This is a genomic window from Streptomyces sp. CO7, from assembly GCF_053474865.1.
The window spans coordinates 83,475-86,522 of record NZ_JBRIOU010000003.1 but is presented as its reverse complement, the minus strand read 5'-3'; the positions used below and the strand labels follow the sequence as shown (position 1 = coordinate 86,522).

Genomic DNA, 3,048 nt, shown 5'->3' with positions numbered 1-3,048 from the left:
GTGCTCAGGGGGTGGGGACGGGGCTGGGGACCGGGCTGGGCCCGTTCCAGCCGACGTCGTCGAGGGAGCCGGCGGTGACGGTGCCGTTCCGGTTCCAGCCGACGTCCCCGAGGGGCTCGCCGTCGGCCAGGGCCGTGGAGAGCGCCGGGGTGACCGCGGCGAGGGCCGACGCGGCGAGCAGCGCGGCCGCGGCGAGGGTTTTGCGCACCGTGAAGGTGCGGGTGGGGGACGTGGGAGCGGCGGAGTTGGTGGAGGTGCGGCTCGAGTGTGTCCGGAAGGCGCTCTTGTTTTTGGGCATGGCTGTCCGATCTCCTCTTTTTGAATGCCGAACGAATTAAGGCCGACGAGGGCGACGCGAATGCGAATCCATTACGGAATCGGCTGCTCCAGGTCCGCTCCGATCCCGCACCGCTCACTCTTCCTTGCCGCAGCGACGAATCGGAGCCCTAAGATGTCTCAGGTATCGGCACTGCTGGAACCCGAGGCATCCAAAACATGAGAAGACAGGCAATCCGGGCACCCCGCGAGAGGAGCGCGAAGTGACGGAAGGCGCAGATCGGGACTTACCGACACAGGGCGACCCCGACCCGTCCGCCGGCCGGGAGGACCTCGAGTCCGCGGTGCGGTCCATCACGGAGCAGTTGAGCGTTCTGTCCCGGCTTGCCGAGGCGCGGTCGGCCGGCGACCCGGTGACGCCGCCACCCCCTCCGGAACCCGCCCGGACCGTGCCCGCCATCGCGTACCTGCACGGCCTCGACGCCATCAACGAGGCGATCGGGGCGGCCCTGGCGGGCGCCCGCACGGAGATCCTCACAGCTCAGCCGGACGGTCCGCGCCCCGGACCGGTCCTGGACAAGGCGCTGGAGTCGGTCCGCAGGCACATCGAGGCGGGCGTCTCCATGCGGACCCTCTATCAGCACACGACGCGTTTCGACGAAACGACCAAGCAATACGTCAGGGCGGTGACGGAGTTCGGGGTTCGCGTGCGAACTCTTGCCGAATTCTTCGACCGTCTCATCATCGTCGACGACGCCGTGGCATTCATTTCGGCGAACGAGAGCCGCACCACCGGTCTCGCCATTCGGGAAACCGCGATTGTGCGGTTCCTGAGGGACACCTTCGAGCGCTCCTGGGACCGGGCCAAGGAGTTCCCCTTCGTCCCGCTGCACGCCTCCGAGGCCGCGAAGGAGGTCATCCCGTCACTGCGCGACTCGATCAGCAGCCTCCTGGTGGCCGGCTACTCCGACAAGCGCATCGCCCGCCGCCTGGGCATCAGCGAGCGGTCCCTGCAGGGCCACATCGCCGCGCTGAAACACCAGCTGGGGGCGGACACCCGGGTCCAGCTCGGCTACCTGCTGGGCCGCAACGAGACCGAGATCGTCGTCTGACCCCGCCGCCCGGCGGTCCTGCCGCCCGGCGGACCTCGCGCGCATGCGGAAGGCGCGTCCCGGAACCCTCTCCGGGACGCGCCTTCGGTGCACTGCGGGACGGGGACGTGCCTCCGCCCTCCGGGACGGTCAGCGCCCGGAGTCGGTGCGCACCCCGTCCGGTTCGGTCCCTTCGGAGCCCGCCTCGCCCGCCACCTCCGGTGCCGCCGCGGCCGTCCCGGCGCTGCCCCGTCCCGCGGGTCGCCGCATCCGGGAGACCGCCACGCCCGCCAGGCACACCGCGCCGCCGAGCAGGGTGAGCCAGCCGGGCACCTCGTCCAGGGCGATCCACGAGATCAGCACCACGACCGCTGGCACCGCGTAGGTGGTGGCCCCCAGCGAGCCGGCGCTGATCCGCGACAGCGCGTAGGCCCAGGTGCTGAAGGCCAGCGCCGTCGGGAAGACCCCCAGGTAGACGACGTTCAGGGTGGCCGTGGCGGGGGCCGTGCCCAGGTCGCGCACCAGCTGGCCGGCGAACGGCAGGCAGACGACCGCGCCGATCAGGCAGCCGAAGGTGGTGACCTGCATGGGGGTGGCGTGCTTCAGCGCCGGCTTCTGCGAGACCACGCCGCCGCCGTAGGCGAGGGCCGCCAGGAGGCAGAGCAGTACGCCCAGCGTCGAGGACTCCCCCTCCCCCGACATCGAGAGACCGACCACCACCGCGCCGGCGAACGACACGGCCATTCCCGCCAGCAGCATGGGCGGGAACCCCTCCTTGAGCAGCCAGCCGCCGAGCAGCGCGATGACCAGCGGCCCGATGTTGACCACCATCGCCGCGGTCCCGGCGTCGACCAGTTGCTCGCCCCAGTTCAGCAGCACCATGTAGCCGCCGAACCAGAGCACCCCCGAACACGCGATGCCCGGCCAGGCCTTGCGCGACGGCAGCCCGCCCCTGGTCGCCAGGAGGACGCCCACCAGGACGAGGGAACCCGACAGGAGCCTGCCCAGGGCCAGCGCCCCGGGGGAGAAGTAGTCGGCGCACGCACGGATCGACACGAAGGCGGACGCCCACAGGAACACGGTGACGGAAGCGGCGAGCAGGACACGCGGCTCTAAGGCCTGCGACTGCTTGTTGCTGGTGGAAGACATGCGTCCATCTAATCCCATGTGCATGTCACCGCTCAGGCGATGCGGGCGGTGCTGACGGAGTCTTCACCCGATCCGGCGGAAGCCCGGGGCCCCGGACGGAAGTCCGGGGGAAGCCTGGGGGCAGACGAGTCGGGCTGTACGCCGGGTTCTGTTCCGACGGGGCCTCGCGGTCCCGTCGGCGACGGCCATCCATCTACGACCGGCGTTGCCACCGGCCTCCAGCGGTCTACCCGCGGACATCGGGCGGGCCGCCCTCGATCGTCCGCGCAGGGCGCCCTCCTCGCGGAGGATGCCCCTCTTGACCTTGCTCCAGGTGGGGTTTACCTAGCTGCCCAGGTCACCCTGGGCACTGGTGGTCTCTTACACCACCGTTTCACCCTTACCGAGGACCGAGGTCCCCGGCGGTCTGCTTTCTGTGGCACTGTCCCGCGGGTCACCCCGGGTGGCCGTTAGCCACCACCCTGCCCTGTGGAGCCCGGACGTTCCTCGGGAGCGCCCTGAGGCACTCACGCGGCCGCCCGCCCGGCTCGTC

The 3,048-nt window shown here is 70.8% G+C and carries 3 protein-coding genes and 1 other RNA gene; 1 reads left to right on the top strand and 3 read right to left on the bottom strand.

Annotated features, from left to right (window positions below; genetic code table 11):
- Positions 1–4: 4 nt before the first annotated feature.
- Positions 5–298, bottom strand: coding sequence for a hypothetical protein (locus ACOV8S_RS10270; protein WP_448317479.1), 294 nt, complete (start codon positions 296–298; stop codon positions 5–7).
- Between the two features lie 427 nt (positions 299–725).
- On the opposite strand from ACOV8S_RS10270, the gene ACOV8S_RS10265 reads away from it, so the two are divergent.
- Positions 726–1,388 carry a LuxR C-terminal-related transcriptional regulator gene (locus ACOV8S_RS10265; protein ID WP_448317478.1) on the top strand — a complete coding sequence of 221 codons (663 nt, stop codon included), beginning with the start codon at positions 726–728 and terminating at the stop codon, positions 1,386–1,388.
- A gap of 129 nt (positions 1,389–1,517) precedes the next feature.
- Here the strand turns inward: ACOV8S_RS10265 and ACOV8S_RS10260 are convergent, their stop codons facing one another.
- Both ACOV8S_RS10260 and rnpB read right to left on the bottom strand, forming a co-directional pair.
- Positions 1,518–2,516 (bottom strand): DMT family transporter, encoded by a 999-nt coding sequence (locus ACOV8S_RS10260; RefSeq protein ID WP_448317477.1) that lies wholly within the window; start codon positions 2,514–2,516, stop codon positions 1,518–1,520.
- Between the two features lie 121 nt (positions 2,517–2,637).
- Positions 2,638–3,046, bottom strand: an RNA gene (gene rnpB, locus ACOV8S_RS10255) — RNase P RNA component class A.
- Between the last annotated feature and the right edge of the window lie 2 nt (positions 3,047–3,048).